The organism is Croceicoccus sediminis (genome assembly GCF_007570835.1).
Taxonomy (GTDB): domain Bacteria; phylum Pseudomonadota; class Alphaproteobacteria; order Sphingomonadales; family Sphingomonadaceae; genus Croceicoccus; species Croceicoccus sediminis.
This window is the reverse complement of the sequence record NZ_SUNC01000001.1, coordinates 1,276,841-1,292,230: the sequence shown is the minus strand read 5'-3', so window position 1 is coordinate 1,292,230 and position 15,390 is coordinate 1,276,841. Positions and strand designations below refer to the sequence as shown.

Annotated in this window: 15 protein-coding genes; 11 read left to right on the top strand and 4 right to left on the bottom strand. The window is 60.8% G+C overall.

Translation table 11 applies throughout. The annotated features are described in order from the left end of the window. Positions 1-6: 6 nt before the first annotated feature. Positions 7-1,674, bottom strand: a complete 1,668-nt coding sequence (gene ccoN / locus FAX90_RS06065; RefSeq protein ID WP_144096380.1) for a cytochrome-c oxidase, cbb3-type subunit I — start codon at positions 1,672-1,674, stop codon at positions 7-9. Positions 1,675-2,085: 411 nt separating this feature from the next. Between ccoN and FAX90_RS06060 the strand changes: the two genes are divergently transcribed. Continuing rightward, positions 2,086-2,787 (top strand): OmpW/AlkL family protein, encoded by a 702-nt coding sequence (locus tag FAX90_RS06060; protein ID WP_144096379.1) that lies wholly within the window; start codon positions 2,086-2,088, stop codon positions 2,785-2,787. Positions 2,788-2,809: 22 nt separating this feature from the next. Here the strand turns inward: FAX90_RS06060 and FAX90_RS06055 are convergent, their stop codons facing one another. The 3 genes from FAX90_RS06055 to FAX90_RS06045 all read right to left on the bottom strand — a co-directional run bounded on the left by FAX90_RS06055 (position 2,810) and on the right by FAX90_RS06045 (position 5,711). After that, the gene (locus tag FAX90_RS06055; protein ID WP_144096378.1) at positions 2,810-3,511 is read right to left on the bottom strand and encodes a Crp/Fnr family transcriptional regulator; all 702 of its coding nucleotides are present in this window, start codon (positions 3,509-3,511) and stop codon (positions 2,810-2,812) included. Positions 3,512-3,577: 66 nt separating this feature from the next. Further along, on the bottom strand, positions 3,578-4,378 hold the full coding sequence (locus FAX90_RS06050; RefSeq protein ID WP_144096377.1) for a hypothetical protein: 801 nt from the start codon (positions 4,376-4,378) through the stop codon (positions 3,578-3,580). A gap of 103 nt (positions 4,379-4,481) precedes the next feature. Continuing rightward, entirely contained in the window at positions 4,482-5,711 is a 1,230-nt protein-coding gene (locus FAX90_RS06045) for a phosphatase PAP2 family protein (RefSeq protein ID WP_144096376.1), read from the bottom strand. 375 nt (positions 5,712-6,086) lie between these two features. On the opposite strand from FAX90_RS06045, the gene FAX90_RS16810 reads away from it, so the two are divergent. From FAX90_RS16810 to FAX90_RS05995, 10 genes are all read left to right on the top strand, one after another. Then, the gene (locus FAX90_RS16810) at positions 6,087-6,320 is read left to right on the top strand and encodes a Flp family type IVb pilin (protein WP_240704754.1); all 234 of its coding nucleotides are present in this window, start codon (positions 6,087-6,089) and stop codon (positions 6,318-6,320) included. A 182-nt stretch (positions 6,321-6,502) separates the two neighbouring features. After that, positions 6,503-7,384, top strand: a complete 882-nt coding sequence (cpaB, locus tag FAX90_RS06035) for a Flp pilus assembly protein CpaB (protein WP_144096375.1) — start codon at positions 6,503-6,505, stop codon at positions 7,382-7,384. A gap of 4 nt (positions 7,385-7,388) precedes the next feature. Continuing rightward, on the top strand, positions 7,389-8,750 hold the full coding sequence (locus tag FAX90_RS06030) for a type II and III secretion system protein family protein (RefSeq protein ID WP_144096374.1): 1,362 nt from the start codon (positions 7,389-7,391) through the stop codon (positions 8,748-8,750). Then, positions 8,740-9,015 (top strand): hypothetical protein, encoded by a 276-nt coding sequence (locus FAX90_RS06025; protein ID WP_144096373.1) that lies wholly within the window; start codon positions 8,740-8,742, stop codon positions 9,013-9,015. Before FAX90_RS06030 ends, FAX90_RS06025 begins: the two co-directional genes overlap by 11 nt. A 37-nt stretch (positions 9,016-9,052) precedes the next feature. Beyond that, on the top strand, positions 9,053-10,672 hold the full coding sequence (locus FAX90_RS06020) for a pilus assembly protein TadG-related protein (protein ID WP_144096372.1): 1,620 nt from the start codon (positions 9,053-9,055) through the stop codon (positions 10,670-10,672). Beyond that, on the top strand, positions 10,669-11,199 hold the full coding sequence (locus FAX90_RS06015; RefSeq protein WP_144096371.1) for a TadE/TadG family type IV pilus assembly protein: 531 nt from the start codon (positions 10,669-10,671) through the stop codon (positions 11,197-11,199). The genes FAX90_RS06020 and FAX90_RS06015 overlap by 4 nt, the downstream gene beginning before the upstream one ends. After that, on the top strand, positions 11,196-11,828 hold the full coding sequence (locus tag FAX90_RS06010) for a TadE/TadG family type IV pilus assembly protein (protein ID WP_144096370.1): 633 nt from the start codon (positions 11,196-11,198) through the stop codon (positions 11,826-11,828). The genes FAX90_RS06015 and FAX90_RS06010 overlap by 4 nt, the downstream gene beginning before the upstream one ends. Positions 11,829-11,871: 43 nt before the next feature. Next, on the top strand, positions 11,872-13,011 hold the full coding sequence (locus FAX90_RS06005) for a CpaE/TadZ family protein (protein WP_170234881.1): 1,140 nt from the start codon (positions 11,872-11,874) through the stop codon (positions 13,009-13,011). Positions 13,012-13,014: 3 nt separating this feature from the next. After that, a complete protein-coding gene (locus FAX90_RS06000; protein WP_240704753.1) occupies positions 13,015-14,391 on the top strand; it encodes a TadA family conjugal transfer-associated ATPase in 1,377 nt (458 codons plus the stop codon). After that, positions 14,388-15,389: a type II secretion system F family protein gene (locus FAX90_RS05995; protein WP_144096368.1), complete on the top strand. Its 1,002-nt coding sequence runs from the start codon at positions 14,388-14,390 to the stop codon at positions 15,387-15,389. Before FAX90_RS06000 ends, FAX90_RS05995 begins: the two co-directional genes overlap by 4 nt. Position 15,390: the final 1 nt, after the last annotated feature.

The window sequence follows — 15,390 nt, the reverse complement described above, 5'->3', positions numbered from 1 at the left end:
GAACCCTCAGTTAGCGGCCGAAAGCGCGGGGGCGGGAACGTAGGGGCGGTCGGCCTCTGCGTCGTAGGCGGCATCGTTCATCGGCTTTTCCTGGCGCAGCTTGCCAAGGATCGTGGCCCAGACGTTGACGACCAGCAGGACACCGCCGGCAAGGTACAGCAGGCCGCCAAAGGCGCGCAGGATGTACATCGGGTGCAGGGCCGCGACGGTTTCGGCAAACGAGTTCACGAGGTAGCCGTCGGCGCCGTATTCGCGCCACATCAACCCCTGGGTGATACCGGCGACCCACATCGACGCGGCGTAGAAGACGATGCCTGCCGTCGCGAGCCAGAAGTGCCAGTTCACCATGCGCAGCGAATAGAGCCGTTCGCGGTTCCACAGGCGCGGAACCAGGAAGTAGATCGCCGAGAAGGTGATCATCCCGTTCCAGCCCAGCGCGCCGGAGTGGACGTGGCCGATGGTCCAGTCGGTGTAGTGCGAGAGCGAGTTGACGCTCTTGATGCTCATCATCGGGCCTTCGAACGTGCTCATGCCGTAGAAGGCCAGGCTCATCACCATCATGCGGATGATCGGATCGGTACGGACCTTGTCCCATGCGCCGTTCAGCGTCATCAGCCCGTTGATCATGCCGCCCCAGCTGGGCATCCACAGCATGACGGAAAACACCATGCCCAGCGTCTGTGCCCAGTCAGGCAGCGCGGTGTAGTGAAGGTGGTGCGGACCTGCCCAGATATAGAGGAAGATCAGCGACCAGAAGTGGATGATCGACAGGCGGTAGGAATAGATCGGGCGTTCGGCCTGCTTCGGCACGAAGTAGTACATCATGGCAAGGAAGCCCGCGGTCAGGAAAAAGCCCACCGCGTTGTGGCCGTACCACCACTGCACCAGCGCGCCCTGCACACCGGCGAAGACCGGGTAGGAGCGGCTACCGAACAGGGAGACCGGCATGTCGAGGTTGTTGACGACATGCAGCATGGCAACGGTCAGGATGAAGGCCAGGAAGAACCAGTTCGCCACGTAGATGTGGGGTTCCTTGCGCTTCAGGATCGTACCGACGAAGACGGCAAGGTACGCGACCCAGACGATCGTCAGCCACCAGTCGATGTACCATTCCGGCTCGGCATATTCCTTGCCCTGCGTCGCGCCCAGCAAGTAGCCGGTGGCCGCAAGGACGATGAACATCTGGTATCCCCAGAACACGAAGCGGGCGAGGCCGGGAAGGGCAAGCCGCGCGCGGCAGGTGCGCTGCACGATGTAGAAGCTCGTCGCGATCAGCGCATTGCCGCCGAACGCGAAGATCACCGCGCTGGTATGCAGCGGGCGCAGGCGTCCGAAGTTCAGATAGGGTTCCATGTTCAGGACCGGCCAGGCCAGCTGCGCCGCGATGAAAAGCCCGGCGGCGAAACCGGCCATGCCCCAGAATACCGTGGCGATGACGCCCCAGCGAACCGGATCGTCATCGTAACGCGACGGGTCGGCCGGCGCGCGCAGGATGGAATTGGCAGCGGCCGAATAGTCGGCCCGGGTTACCGTCGCGGCAAGCGCGATGAGCGCGGCCGCGGCCACGATTCCCATGTGAATCGCATAGGCACCGTCGGCCGCAAGGGCGATCGCGGCGATAGCGAGTGTAAATACGACGAGCCAGATACCCGCACGAGTGAGAACCGTTTCCACGGTCGTCCCCCTTTCCGTTTTGTCCAAAGGGCATTTTTGATCCCGTTGCCCTCTGGTCCTGCGCGGGCGGCTGCGCATTGATGCAGGTCAAACGGTCGGGCCAGATCGCCTTTTTCTTCGCAGGTGCAGGATTTTGCGCTCGATCAATGCAGAGCCGGTTCGGCAAGAGCAAAGGCAAGTCATCAAGGCGAAATGGCAAATCGCCTGAAGGAAATTCGTGCGTTACGCCTGTCATCACTTCGCGATTGTCTTCATGACACGAAAAGTGATTTCAGAAAGTAATGTATGTATTTCACAGATTCTGAATGAAGACTTTGCGAATTTGAAATTAACTCTATGCGTAAAGTCTTCCCAACCAGGTTTTGAACTATTGCCATTGAACGGGGATCACCCCGACAGGGAGGTATCGAGATGAAGAAGTTCGCACTTGCCGCAAGCGCCGTCATGGCCGCGGCCATGCTTCCGGCGGCTGCACATGCGGGCAGTCCGGACGGAAAGATCCAGATCAAGCTGATGGGTACGGGCGTCCTGCCCGATGGTGGCTTGAAAGAGGTGAAATACGTCGATCCGGCCCTGCTCGACACGCTGCTGACCGTGTCGCCTGCCGCCGATTTCGATACCAAGGCGAACGACAACTTCGTGCCGACGCTGGCGATTGAATATTTCTTCACGCCCAACATTTCGGTCGAAACGATTTGCTGCGTGACGCAGCACGACGTCGACGGTGCGAACGGCCTTGCCGGGACCGAGCTGGTCTCCGACGCCCGCGTCATCCCGGCGACCTTCACGTTGAAGTATCACTTCACCGAAGGTCCGTTCAAACCCTACCTTGGCGTCGGCCCCACCTACTTCCTGTGGATTCAGGACAAGTCTGGCGCAACGACGAAGGCGCTTGGCGCTGATTCGCAGAAGATGGACGATGAATTCGGCTTTGCTCTGCAGGCCGGTGTCGACTTCAAGCTGAACGACAATGGCCTTGGTCTGTCGGTCGATGCCAAGAAATATTTCGTCGACCAGACGGCGCATTGGTACGCAGGGGATACCGAAGTCCTGCGGACCGAGCACAAGCTCGACCCGTGGGTGGTGAGCGCGGGCCTCACCTATCGTATGTAAGGAACGGAGAAGGGGCGGGCGGTCAGCCGCCTGCCCTGGCTTCCAATTCGAAACGGTCGAGAATTTCGACCGAGCGGCGGGACGGCAGGTCGATGACCCCGTCCCGCTTCAACTTTGTGAACTGTCGGCTGACGGTCTCGATCGTCAGGCCCAGCACGTCGCCTACCTGCTGGCGCGAAAAGGGAATGTCGAAAACCCGGTGCGCGTCGGGATCGGGATCGGAACAGGTCGCCGGGTCCAGCCGCTGCGAAATTTCCATGAGGAACGTGGCCAACCGCTCTTCCGCCGACTTGCGACCAAGCAGCAGCATCCACTTTCGCGTGCGGTCCAGTTCGGTCAGCGTTCGTTCCAGCAGCTTGTGCTCAAGCCGGGGGTGTTCCCGCGCGAACTTGTCGAAATCCTTGCGGGCAAAGACGCAGACACGCGAATCGGTCAAGGCCTCGACCCCATAGGGCGTGGTGGCCCCGAACGGGCGGCCGATGAAGTCGGAAGGATAGACAAGGCCCACGATCTGTTCGCGCCCGTCTTCCATCGAATTGGAAAGCTTCAGCACCCCTTCGATGACGTTGGCGACAAGGACCGCGTCCTCGCCTTCCCACAGCAGCTGCTCCCCCGCCTGAAGGTTGCGGCGACGGCCGATCGTGTTGAGCACGCCGAGTTCGTCACCATCGAGATCGGCACAGATCGCCCGGTTGCGCACGACACATGTTTGGCAAGAATCCATGGGTCGCGGCCTTATCAGTGCGCCAGATCGCCTACAATTGGCTAAATTGACTAGGTGGTTGCAGTTTTATGCATCGCGCGGCGCGGGGATACGCAGCCGATAGGTCAGGTTCACGCGCCGCGAAAGCAGCAGGTACGGCAGCCAGATCACCGATCCGATCAGCACCTTGGTCACATTGCCGTTCAGAAGGTCGAGCATGGGCTGGTGCAGCGTTTCGGGCAGGCCCCCGACGGTCTTCAGGCTGCTGGCCAGGAACAGCTGCATGTAAATGTCAATCGCCCAGGCCAGGAACAGCATTCGTGGAAACAGCGGGTTGAGCCGCAGGGCCAACGCAAGGCTGGTCATGTAGAAGAAGCTGGTGACGACCAGATCGACCGCCATGATCGCGAACATCGTCTGCGCCCAAGCCGGTGCGTTCGCGCTCATTGCCGGGACCGCGGTGAAGAACTCGAACGTGCGGATCGCGACATTGAGCAGCAGCCCGAAGACGAGCGAGGCGAGAAAGCCGTATGGACCGAATTCGGGCCTTGCCCGCGCCCGTAATGCATCGATGGGTTGCCAGCTGCCGAACAGGGCGAACCGGTAACGCAGGCGAAAGTCCCGCCCCAGCGCCCGCGCCGCGCCAACCCCGACCAGATAGCCCAGCACCGGCGCGACCGCGATGATGGCGTACCCGATCATCATCGCCCAGGCATCGCTCAGCACGTTGATCGGCGCGGCCGGACCGGCAAGGCGAAGCGTGGTGAGAATGCCGATGATCGCGAACCAGCCGATCGCCACCTTGACCAGGTTGGCTTCCAGCAGGTCGACGAACCGGCGGCTCTGCCGCATGAGCCGCCGCTTTTGCTGTGCGATCAGGCGGAGCATGTGTCTTCGATAGGGAAACATCGCGTCGATCCTGTCCGACGAAGATGCGCAATGTGCAACCTTTCATCGCGGGCGAGGGCCTGAACGGCGTCTTTGGCGAAGGCTATGCCGTCCGGCCCGCTTCGACAGCCATGGAACCGTCCGGAATTTCGGGTGCGTGCGGCTCCGATTCGCCAAGGGCTGTGGCTCGCACCTTGCGCTCCGGCTGCAGGAAATAGCCCGTCGCCTTCCAGAACAGCGCAGCCCCCACGATGGAAACCAGCCCATCGAGCCAGTAATGCCACGCAAGGTGCACCGAAGCGATCCAGATCAACGCCACATAGACGGCCAGAATTGCCGACATCGGATTTTTCCAGCCGATGCGGGACTGGACCAGCAGCCATGTCACGAATGTCATTCCGACATGGACCGACGGCATGGCGGATATGCCCGTGCCCAGCTTTCCTTGGGCCTCGTCTGAAATCAGCCAGTCGCTGACCGCCACCGCCTTGATATTTGCCTGTGCGTGATAAGCGCGCAGCGTATCCATCAGCGGCGCAAACCTGTCATCGCCATAGAAGTGCTCGTAATAAACGGGGCCGCACGAAGAGAGTGCCAAGGCGACGAAATTGCCAAGCACGAACCAGACGAACAGGATGGTCGCGATGGCGCGGGCCTGAAACACGCGGTCACGGGTCATGATCGACCATGTGACCAGAAATGCCGATACGGGAAACCAGACTATGTAGAGCCGGTCGAGCACTACGGTCCCGCGCATTCCGAACACCGCGTGGGTCAACCTCCAGGGGTCTTGCCCGAACAGCGCCGCCTCGATCCTGATAATCGCATCGTCGGCGTAAAACGGGATGATATGCGGGATCTGAAGCTTGAATATCGAGTAGGCGGGCGCCGCCACCGACATTACCGCCAATATCAGCATCGCCCGGATCAACCAGAGCGGGTCGCGTCGCAGCAACCGCCAGACGACTTTCAATGGCTTTTCGTACTTGCGCCTGATCATCAGGAATATCACCCAGGCAAGCCAGAGGAAAAGCGGCAAGAACAGAACCGGCCATTGCCTCATCGTCACCGTTGGAGCGACAAGAGGTTGCGCATCGCCAATCCAGCCTGCGAGCAGGCTACAGCCGAGAGCGAAAGCGCAACACAGCAACAGCGCCATGTCTGATTTCCGGACATGGCGAAGCAGCCAACCCGCAGATGAAAATCTGTTTCCCCCCATGCTGCAAGTTTTCTTCCGAAAACCGGGCCAAGGCAAGTTACACTTCGTGATCATCAACTGCGCGGCAGAGAGTACGAGTCTGCCAAGACCACGGCATGGGGCCGCTTTTTGCATTAGAAATTGTGCCAGATGGGAACGGCTTTGCGCGAAATCGGGCGAAATGGGCCGGAAAACGCTGTTTTCAGGCGGTTTTTGCGTGGTCTTTCGCCGGATCGATTGGATTATGACAGAAATTAACGATGCCCGTTAGGATTGCGGGCTGCTAAATGTATGAAGGCAAAGCGATTTTTTTACGAGTTGGTAATCAATTGACGATTCGGCCGAGTTTCAGCAGATTCGAAACATGCCGAGTGGGGGGCATCGAAACATCCGGGTGGGGCCTGGAATGTCTCAGATCTTCGACTTCGGTCCTTTGGGTACCCGGAAATAGAGGCCGGACCCTATGATTTGGACACGCATGATCATCATGCGAAACTGGGGAATGTTATCATGAAGACTTTCATCAAGAATTTCGTCGCTGACGAAGCCGGCGCATCGGCTGCTGAATACGCCCTGATCATCGCCGTCGTCGGCGTTGGCATCGGCGCTGCCGCCCTCGTCCTGGGCGCGAACGTCAAGGAAGCCGTCGACGGCGCATCGACCGACATCTACAACTGCAACAACACGACCGCATCGAGCGTCGGCCTCGACCCGAGCGCAGCAGAGTGCACTGATACGCTCTGATCCGGATTGCGATTGGAATTTAAAGCCCCGCCCGCAACGGCGGGGCTTTTTTTCCGGGGTGGGACCCGGAAAATCCGTCAGTTTTGAACATGCCCCATTTTGGGTGATTCCTTTACGAATCAATTGGTGTATGTTGGCGACGGAGCGCGATACTGTTAGGTTTCGCGGCCAAGGGGGGAAATATGGGTAGTCGAAACCTAATCTATATCCTGATCGCCGTCGGGCTCGGTCTCGTCGCGGTCGTACTTGCAAACTCTTATTTCTCGGGGATCGAGGAACGGCAGGAGCGTACGGCGCAAGAGCAGCAGCTCGCGCGTATCGTCGTCGCGACACAGCCTCTCGACTTCGGCAGCGCGCTGACGACCGAGAATATCCGTCTTCAGAATTATCCGGCTAATTCGGTTCCTGTCGGCGCCTTCTTCTCCATGGAAGAACTTCTTCAGGGCGGGCAAGTCGCCCTGCGCCCGATCGTACCGGGCGAACCGATCCTGGCCGACAAGTTGAGCGGGCGCGCGGTTCTTTCCGCCAAGCTGCCCGATGGCATGCGGGCGATGTCGATCCCGATCAGCGCCACGAACGCCGTGTCCGGCTTCATTCGTCCCGCCGACATCGTCGACGTCCTTCTCACCCGCGACCTGGGAGATGACGAGCAGGTGACCGAAGTGGTGATGGAAGCCGTCCAGGTTCTCGCCATCGGCACAACACAAAGTGAAAACGCGACCGAGCCGGGCCTTGCCGGTACCGCGACGGTCCTTGTCGACCTGTTTGGCGCACAGAAGCTTACGCTTGCACGCAAGATGGGCGAAATGAGCCTGGTCCTGCGCAATGTCGAAAATGCTGATGAAGGTCCCGGCGTTGCCGTGATGACCCGCGATGTCAGCCCTTTCCGTAAGCGTTCGGGCGGCGGGAACGTGCGTCAGCAGGCCGCAGCCGCGCCTGCGCCTTCGGGTCCGATGCCGTCGGGCGGCAATGTCGCTGCACCGCGGCCTAGCGGGCCTAGCATGACCGTCGTCAGGGGGACGGCCCCGACTGATTACAGCGTCGGACGTCTTGGGGGGAATTGATCCAATGCTGAAGCACACCATCATGGCCTGCTCTCTGGCAGCTGCGGCGCTCACCGCGCCGGCTGCTTACGCGCAGGCGGACAGCGGATACGGTCTCCATGCCGGTTCGCTCGAAGTTGCCATCAACAAAAGCGAGGTCGTCACCGCACAGCGCGCAATCTCTCGTGCCATGGTCGGCAATCCGGGTATCGCCGACGTTCTGCCCGTCTCGGATCGTTCGATCTATGTGCTGGGCAAGTCGATGGGCACGACCAGCCTGACGCTTTATGATCGGGCAAACCGGGTCATCGCGGTCATGGATGTCACCGTCGGTCCCGACGTTGACGGAATCCGCTCCGAAATCGCCTCGCTCGTTCCGGGTGAGGGCATCGATGCCCGCATTTCGGGCGGCAAGATCGTCCTTTCGGGCAGCGTCACCGACGCCGGTGTCGCCAGCCGCGCCGCGCGCATCGCGGAAGCTTTTGCCGGTGATGCCGTCGTCAACCTGCTTACCGTTCGCGGCAGTCAGCAGGTCATGCTCGAAGTCCGTTTCGCCGAAGTGAACCGCACTGTCGGTGAGCAACTCGGCGTTCGCGGGTTCGGCATCGGATCGGATGTCGAGTTCGCCAGCGGACCGGGCGCATCGGCCAGTTCCGACGTGGGCGGTCTCGCCGTCGACGCGGTCAGCGGTGCATTCGGCGTGATCCGCACGCTGTTCTCGATCGGCGATCTCGATATCGATGCCTATCTCGACGTGCTGGAACGCAAGGGCATGTCGAAAACTCTGGCCGAGCCGACGCTGGTTGCTCTTTCGGGACAGCCCGCCTCGTTCCTGGCAGGTGGTGAGTTTCCGATCCCTGTTTCGCAGGGCAATGGCGACGGCATCACGGTCGAATTCAAGGACTTCGGTGTTGGCCTGGCCTTTACCCCGACGGTTCTTGGCAATGGCGTGATCAACCTCGTGGTCGAACCGGAGGTCAGCTCGCTCGACCCGTCCGCATCGGTCACGGTCAACGGCATCGCTGTTCCGGGTTTGCAGACACGCCGTGCCAGCACGACGCTGGAACTGCGCGACGGCGAAAGCTTTGCGATCGCGGGTCTTCTGCGTCAGGATTACCAGACCACGGTGAACCAGATCCCGCTGCTCGGCTCGATTCCGATCATCGGGTCGCTCTTTAGGTCGACGAGCTTCCAGAAGGGTGAGACCGAGCTTTTGATCGTCGTGACACCGCGCTTGGTGAAGCCGATCCGGCCTGATCAGGTTCGCCTGCCGACCGATCGTGTCGAGGACCCTGACGTGCTCGATACGCTTCTGGCCGGGGATGATTATCAGCCGGTAGACCTGGCACCGAACATGCCCGTGGGGGAGACGGCATATGAATATTAAGATCGCAGGCGTCAGCGCCGCAGCTCTCGCTCTGGCAGGCTGCGCGACCTACAACAGTCCCGAAGCGGGCAAGTTCGATCCCGAGGATTTCGGTGAGGCGAACCGCATGACGTACGCGGCCATGGTCGTCGACCCTGATCCGGAGTATGATGGGCCGATGGAAGGCGACGCCGAGGTGGCCGCAGATGCTGTTGACGCCTATCGCGAAGGTTCAGTCGAAGAGCCCGAGCAGAATTCGGGCGGTGGCCTGAGTTTTGGTAACTAATATGGAATCAGGAGGAAGCTGAAAAAGCTTGTTTGCCATGGTGGGGAAGGCAATTCGCAAGTTCGGGGTTAACGAAGACGGGGCAATCGCTCCGCTTTACGCCCTGTCGCTCTTCGGGCTCGTCGCGATGGCGGGCGTCGGATTCGACTACGCCCGTGTCATGGCGCTCGATTCCGAATTGCAGAACGCGGCCGACCAGGCGGCGCTCGCTGCGGCCAGCCAGCTTGATGGCAAGGAAGATTCCATAGTCCGGGCAATCCAGGCGACGAATGCGACCTTTGCTTCTTCGGGCAGCGATTTCGTGAACGTTACGCGCCTGTCCAACATTGATGACGATGCCGACGGCGAAACACGACCAATCACCCAGATTTCCTACACGTTCTGGGAAGATTACGTCGATGACGCACCGGTTCGTGTGGTCAGCGAGCAGAGCACGCCCAGCAATGCCGCGACGAAGGCGAAGATCGTGCAGGTCGCGATCGGCAACCGGCAGGTACGCTATGCCCTGACGCCCATTGTCGGCGCGATTACCGGCAATGCGGGCGCGACAGCGATGGCGAGCTTGACCTCGGCTTATTGCAAGGTTCCGCCGCTGATGTTCTGCGCGCCTCCGGGGTTCGATGCCGATGACTATTTCGGTTCAGGGCTCAAGATGCACAGCGTGCCGAGCACCAGCACCGACAGCAATCCGGGCATCTTCGGGTTTCTCGATTTTCCCTACACGCGGCCCGAGGGGTTGAGCGGCAACAACCTTACGACTTCGCTTGGTTGGGCGAACACGAACGAGAACTGCACCGGCGAAGAGGTTGAGGCCCAGCCGGGTATCGTCGACAAGCAGGGCGAGGCGTTCAACACACGTTTCGGCGTCTATCAGAACGGCATTCCGGACTGCATGAACGATGGCAGTTTCTGCGCTTCAAGAAACCAGACGAAGCAGCTTGTCGAAACGAAGAGGTGGACGCAGCTGGCATCCGAAGCCGACGCCGATGCCAAGACGTGCACTTCAACGGGCGGTACGACGGGGTCCGCCTTGGCAACGGACCCGGCGATCTCAGGCGATATCGACGCCCCTGCCGGTTACGAGATCGAGGCATGCGTCCTCGCCGGCGACTGTTCGCCCTATGGCCGGATCGGTGACGGTTGGACGTCGAGCAATTTCAGCGAGTATATGTCGTTCTACCATGGCGGGACTTCGGCAAATTCGGTCTTCCAGGGTATCGGATATGATGCAGGATCGGAGCCGGCACGAACTCCGACCCGATACGAGGTCTATCAGTGGGAAAATGCCGATTACGCCAATCGCGTGGCGGCGAACGATAACGTGGAAGTCGGTCGGGCGACCGTACAGGAGAACAACGGAAGATTCTCCGTCACGCTCTATTGCGCGAGACCCGAATTTGCGGATGCGACTCAGCTGGCTCCGTCGAGCCTTAAGGATCGCCGGGCTCTCACCATCGCCGCTGTCGACTGCACGGACCTGCGCGGTAGCGGCGTGGTCGACATTATCAACTGGGTCGATGTCTTCCTGCTCACGACTACGGCCTCAAACGGCCAGGAAAAGTCGTTCTATGTCGAAATGAACGGTGAGGCGACGCCTCCCGGGGCGAACAATTCGTTTCAGGGCTACACCAAGCGCAAGGCGGTGCTGATCCGATGATCCTGCGTGATTTCCTTCACGACGAGGGTGGGTCGCCCGCAGCGGAATTCGTCCTTTCGCTGCCGATGATCCTGCCCTTGATCTTCGTGGCGATGGAAGCGGGCAACTTCTTCTGGAGCCAGCAGAAGTTGGTCGAATCGGTGCGTAACGGCGCGCGTTACGCCGCGCGTCTCAACTATTCGGAAGTCTGTAACCCGAGCGGTGCGGGCTATGCGCCGATTGCGTCGACAGTTGAAACGAAGATCAAGAACCTGACGCGGACCGGCAATACCGCGGGTACCGGTCCTTCAGAACTTCCAGGGTGGACCAACGCGCAGGTCAGCGTGTCCGTCGATTGCACGGCATTCGTATCGACCGGCATCTTCGATTCTCTCGGTAACGATTCTGCCGGTAACGCGCGAACAGGTGCGGTCGTCACCGTTTCCGCCCCGGCTGTCCCGTATTTCTCGATTCTCGGCGCTCTCGGCGTGATGAACAATTCGTACCGTCTCGCGGCCGAAAGCCATGCACCGGTGATTGGCGTATGATGCGGTTCATCCGGGACAACCGCGGTGCAGGTGCCGCCGAATTCGCTCTGGTCCTGCCGGCCGCGCTGCTGCTTCTTTTCGGCGTGATCGACGTGGGCCGGTACGCTTGGCAACTGAACCAGTACGAAAAGGCCGTTCAACTTGGCGCGCGTTATGCGGTTGCAACGGACATCGTGCCCGGCGCACTCAACAGCGGCAGTTTCGCCGGGCAAACCTGCAACGGCGCAGCGATCGTCGCGGGCGACACGATCTGTGCCGAAGCGATGCAGACGATCACGTGTAACGACACCAGTTGTTCTTGCTCAGGCGGTTCGGGGCTGTGCTATAACGGCAATTACAACGCGACCGCGTTCGATGCGATCGTAACGCGCATGCGTGTCGCGACACCGCGGCTCAGCGACCAGGATGTCACCGTGTCTTATGCCGGTAGCGGGCTTGGGTATGTTGCCGATCCGGCGGTCGATGATGCCGATCAGCCGCTTGCAGACGTCGCTCCCATCGTTACCGTCACTTTAACCAATATGCGTTATCAGCCTATCACGCTGACCCTGGTCGGCGTGAATGTTCCTTACCCGAACTTCTCGTACTCGCTCACGCTCGAGGACGGGGACGGGGCGATCGCGAGTTAGGATGATGGGCAAAATGGAAGTTCCTTCGGAAACTGGAATCAGGATGGATCGCAATTTGCCTTCGGGCATCTACATCGTCGCGCAGGATCACCATGCGGCTGCGCTTGAAAACCGTTTCGGCAGCGAAGTGCACGTCGTTGATCTGGCGGCCGATGCCGCGCTGCCCGACGAAGTCATGTCGCGCGCGGTCGTGCTTGTCCTCGAAGTCGATCCGGCTTCGCAGGCATCACTGAACCGCGTCTCGGCGGTACGTGAGAAGCGTCCCGGCCTGCCGCTGATCGTTGCGCTGGAACAGGCCGACCTGGCGATGACGCGCACCCTGATTCGCCAGGGTGTCAGCGATGTGGCGACGCTGCCTTTCGACGTGGAGGAGCTCACCGCCCAGCTTCTCGACACGTCGGCCAGTGTCGCGCCCGTCACCAGGTCCTCGCTTGCGCCGATGGTTTCGATGGTCCGCGCCGCCGGCGGTGTTGGCGCCACGACGCTGATCACGCATCTTGCAGCTTCGCTCACCGATTGCCGCGGGCGGCCGATGGACGTGTGCGTCATCGATCTCGATCTGCAATTCGGGCAGGTCGCTAATTATCTGAGCCTGACGCCCACCACCACGGTGCTTGACCTGCTGGAGGCGTCGGAACGGCTCGACACCGATCTGGTGCGCGATTCCGCGCTGGCCGCGCCGCAGGGCTTCTGGGTCATCGGCGCGCCGTCGGTTATTGCACCGCTTGAAGATGTCGATGTCGATCGCTTGCTCAAGATGCTGATCGTCGCGCGTCAGACGTTCGATTTTGTCCTGCTGGACCTTCCGGCGAACTGGACGAACTGGACCTTGTCGGCCGCGCTCGCCTGTAATGAGAACCTGCTGGTCACCGACCAGTCGATCACGGGACTTCGCCAGACGAAGCGCGTCGTCGAACTGTTCGACGTGATGAACGTCAGCCCGGAGAACGTCCGCGTGGTCGTCAACCGCGTCGGCAAGAAGCTTTTCCAGTCCATCAGCGTCAACGAGGTCGCAGAGACGCTGAACCGACAGGTATTCGCAACCGTCTCGCGTGATCGTGGGGATCTGCAGATGGCGCAGGACCAGGGGGTCCTCCTGTCGGACAACAACCGCAAGGCCGCGTTCGTAAAGGACGTCGACCGGCTGGCGGATGAAATCTGCGACCGAACCATTGGGGGTTAATCTATGAAGTGGTCGGTCAAGCGCGCCGAGGAAAAGGTCGACCCGCCGGTCGTCGATGGACCGATGCAGCTGGAAACGCTGGACGGCGAACAGGACGAGCAGCAGAAGCGTGCGCTCGACCTCAAGGTCTCGATCCACCGCGCCCTGCTCGACAGGATCAATCTGTCGGCGCTTGAAAAGATGCCGCGCGAACAGATCCGTGCGGAACTGAGCGAGATCATCAACGAAATCCTGTCCCAGCGTCATGAGGCGTTGAACCGGACGGAACGGACCGCGCTCGTCGACGACGTTTTGGACGAACTGCTGGGCCTTGGCCCGCTCGAGCCGTTGCTTCAGGACGATTCGATCACCGATATCCTGGTGAACGGTCCCAAGACGGTCTTCGTCGAACGTTCGGGTATTCTCGAACGCGCGCGCACCGAATTCCAGGATGACAAGCACCTGATGCGGATCATCCAGAAGATCGTCAGCGCGGTCGGCCGCCGCGTCGACGAATCATCGCCTTTCGTCGACGCACGCCTTGCCGACGGTTCGCGTGTCAACGCGATCGTCTCGCCGCTGGCCGTCGACGGTTCGCTGCTCTCCATTCGTAAGTTCGCGAAGAAGCGCATCGGCATTGACCGCCTGATCGAACTGGGCTCGGTCCCCGAACCGATGGCGCATGTCATGCGCGCGGTCGTTGCATCGCGCCGCAACGTGTTGATCTCGGGCGGTACCGGCTCGGGCAAGACGACCCTGCTCAACGCCATGTCGTCCTTCATCGACAGCCGCGAACGTATCGTCACCATCGAGGACAGCGCCGAGCTTCAGCTTCAGCAGGAACACGTCGCCCGCCTCGAAACGCGTCCGCCCAACATCGAGGGCAAGGGCGAGGTCACACAGCGCGATCTGGTGAAGAACGCACTGCGTATGCGCCCTGACCGCATCATCGTCGGCGAAGTCCGCGCCGGGGAGGCATTCGACATGCTTCAGGCGATGAACACCGGCCACGACGGTTCCATGACCACGGTTCACGCCAACACCGCCCGCGACGCGCTTTCGCGTATCGAGCAGATGATCGGCATGAGCGGGATCGAAATCGGTGCCCGATCGGCGCGCGCGCAGATCGCATCGGCCATCAACGTTGTCGTTCAGGTCGGCCGCCTTGCCGACGGTCGCCGCCGCGTTCTCAGCCTTTCGGAGCTGACCGGCATGGAAGGCGACACGATCACGATGCAGGAAATCTACCGCTTCAAGATTTCGGGCCGTGACGAACACAACAACGTGATCGGCCGCTTCGAAGCGACCGGCATCCGGCCCAAGTTCCATGCCGAGGCGGTATCCGCCGGTATCGAACTTCCGTCCGAACTGTTCCGCCCTGACTTCGATATGAACCGATGATAGACGCACTTCTCAAGATCATCACGCTCATCGCCGTCTTCGGGACGGTGTTCCTGATCGCGCAGGTCTTCCTCGACTTCACCTTCAGCCGCACCGCGCATACTCGCGCCGTGAACAAGCGCCTGAAGATGATCCGCGAAGGCAGCACGCGTGAGGAAATCCTCGCTCGCCTGCGCAAGGCGACGCCCAAGACGATGACCAACCTGCCGCCCGTATTGGCGGGCATGGTGGTCAAGCTTGAGCGTACCTTGATGACCGCGGCCCTGCCGATCTCGGCCAGCCAGATGCTGTTCGTGATGATCGGTGCCTTCGTCCTCATCATGGCGCTGATCCTGCTGGCGATCGGCGGGACGGGGATCGAGTTTTCGGCCGGAGTCCTGGTGCTTGCCATGGCCATTGCGATCTGCGCTGCGATCCTGTTGCCGCTGATGGTCATTTCCTCCATCGCGCAAAAGCGCCGCAAGAAGGTGGAAGAACAGTTCCCCGTCGCGCTCGACGTTTTCGTGCGCGCGCTGCGGGCCGGCCATCCGATCGCATCGGCCATCGAGCTGCTGACGACGGAGATGGAAGATCCCATCGGCAGCGAATTCGGCATCGTTTCGGACGAAGTGGCCTATGGTGCGGAACTGACCGACGCGCTCAGCGCGATGGCGGACCGCTGGGACCTTGAAGACATTCGCATGTTCGTCGTCTCGCTTTCGGTCCAGAACGAAACGGGCGGCAACCTGGCGGAAATCCTGGCCAACCTGTCGGACGTCATCCGCCAGCGGGCGAGCCTTTACATGAAGGTCCGCGCACTCAGCTCCGAAGGGCGCATGACGGGCTGGATGCTGACCATCCTGCCGATCGTGGCGTTCATCGGCTTGTTCACGGTGAACCCTGAATTCTATCTCAGCGTTGCGGGCGAGGGCATGTTCATCATCGGCTTCATCTGCCTGATGGCGCTCTACGCGATCGGGTTCTTCTGGATCCGCAATCTCGTTAACCTGAAGGTCTGAC

Excerpts from the sequence above, each read along its gene's own strand:
- FAX90_RS06060 (WP_144096379.1), top strand. The coding sequence starts at position 2,086 with ATGAAGAAGTTCGCACTTGCCGCAAGCGCCGTCATGGCCGCGGCCATG.
- FAX90_RS06055 (WP_144096378.1), bottom strand. The coding sequence starts at position 3,511 with ATGGATTCTTGCCAAACATGTGTCGTGCGCAACCGGGCGATCTGTGCC.
- FAX90_RS06050 (WP_144096377.1), bottom strand. The coding sequence starts at position 4,378 with ATGCTCCGCCTGATCGCACAGCAAAAGCGGCGGCTCATGCGGCAGAGC.
- FAX90_RS06045 (WP_144096376.1), bottom strand. The coding sequence starts at position 5,711 with ATGCAAAAAGCGGCCCCATGCCGTGGTCTTGGCAGACTCGTACTCTCT.
- FAX90_RS16810 (WP_240704754.1), top strand. The coding sequence starts at position 6,087 with ATGAAGACTTTCATCAAGAATTTCGTCGCTGACGAAGCCGGCGCATCG.
- cpaB (WP_144096375.1), top strand. The coding sequence starts at position 6,503 with ATGGGTAGTCGAAACCTAATCTATATCCTGATCGCCGTCGGGCTCGGT.
- FAX90_RS06030 (WP_144096374.1), top strand. The coding sequence starts at position 7,389 with ATGCTGAAGCACACCATCATGGCCTGCTCTCTGGCAGCTGCGGCGCTC.
- FAX90_RS06025 (WP_144096373.1), top strand. The coding sequence starts at position 8,740 with ATGAATATTAAGATCGCAGGCGTCAGCGCCGCAGCTCTCGCTCTGGCA.
- FAX90_RS06020 (WP_144096372.1), top strand. The coding sequence starts at position 9,053 with ATGGTGGGGAAGGCAATTCGCAAGTTCGGGGTTAACGAAGACGGGGCA.
- FAX90_RS06015 (WP_144096371.1), top strand. The coding sequence starts at position 10,669 with ATGATCCTGCGTGATTTCCTTCACGACGAGGGTGGGTCGCCCGCAGCG.
- FAX90_RS06010 (WP_144096370.1), top strand. The coding sequence starts at position 11,196 with ATGATGCGGTTCATCCGGGACAACCGCGGTGCAGGTGCCGCCGAATTC.
- FAX90_RS06005 (WP_170234881.1), top strand. The coding sequence starts at position 11,872 with ATGGATCGCAATTTGCCTTCGGGCATCTACATCGTCGCGCAGGATCAC.
- FAX90_RS06000 (WP_240704753.1), top strand. The coding sequence starts at position 13,015 with ATGAAGTGGTCGGTCAAGCGCGCCGAGGAAAAGGTCGACCCGCCGGTC.
- FAX90_RS05995 (WP_144096368.1), top strand. The coding sequence starts at position 14,388 with ATGATAGACGCACTTCTCAAGATCATCACGCTCATCGCCGTCTTCGGG.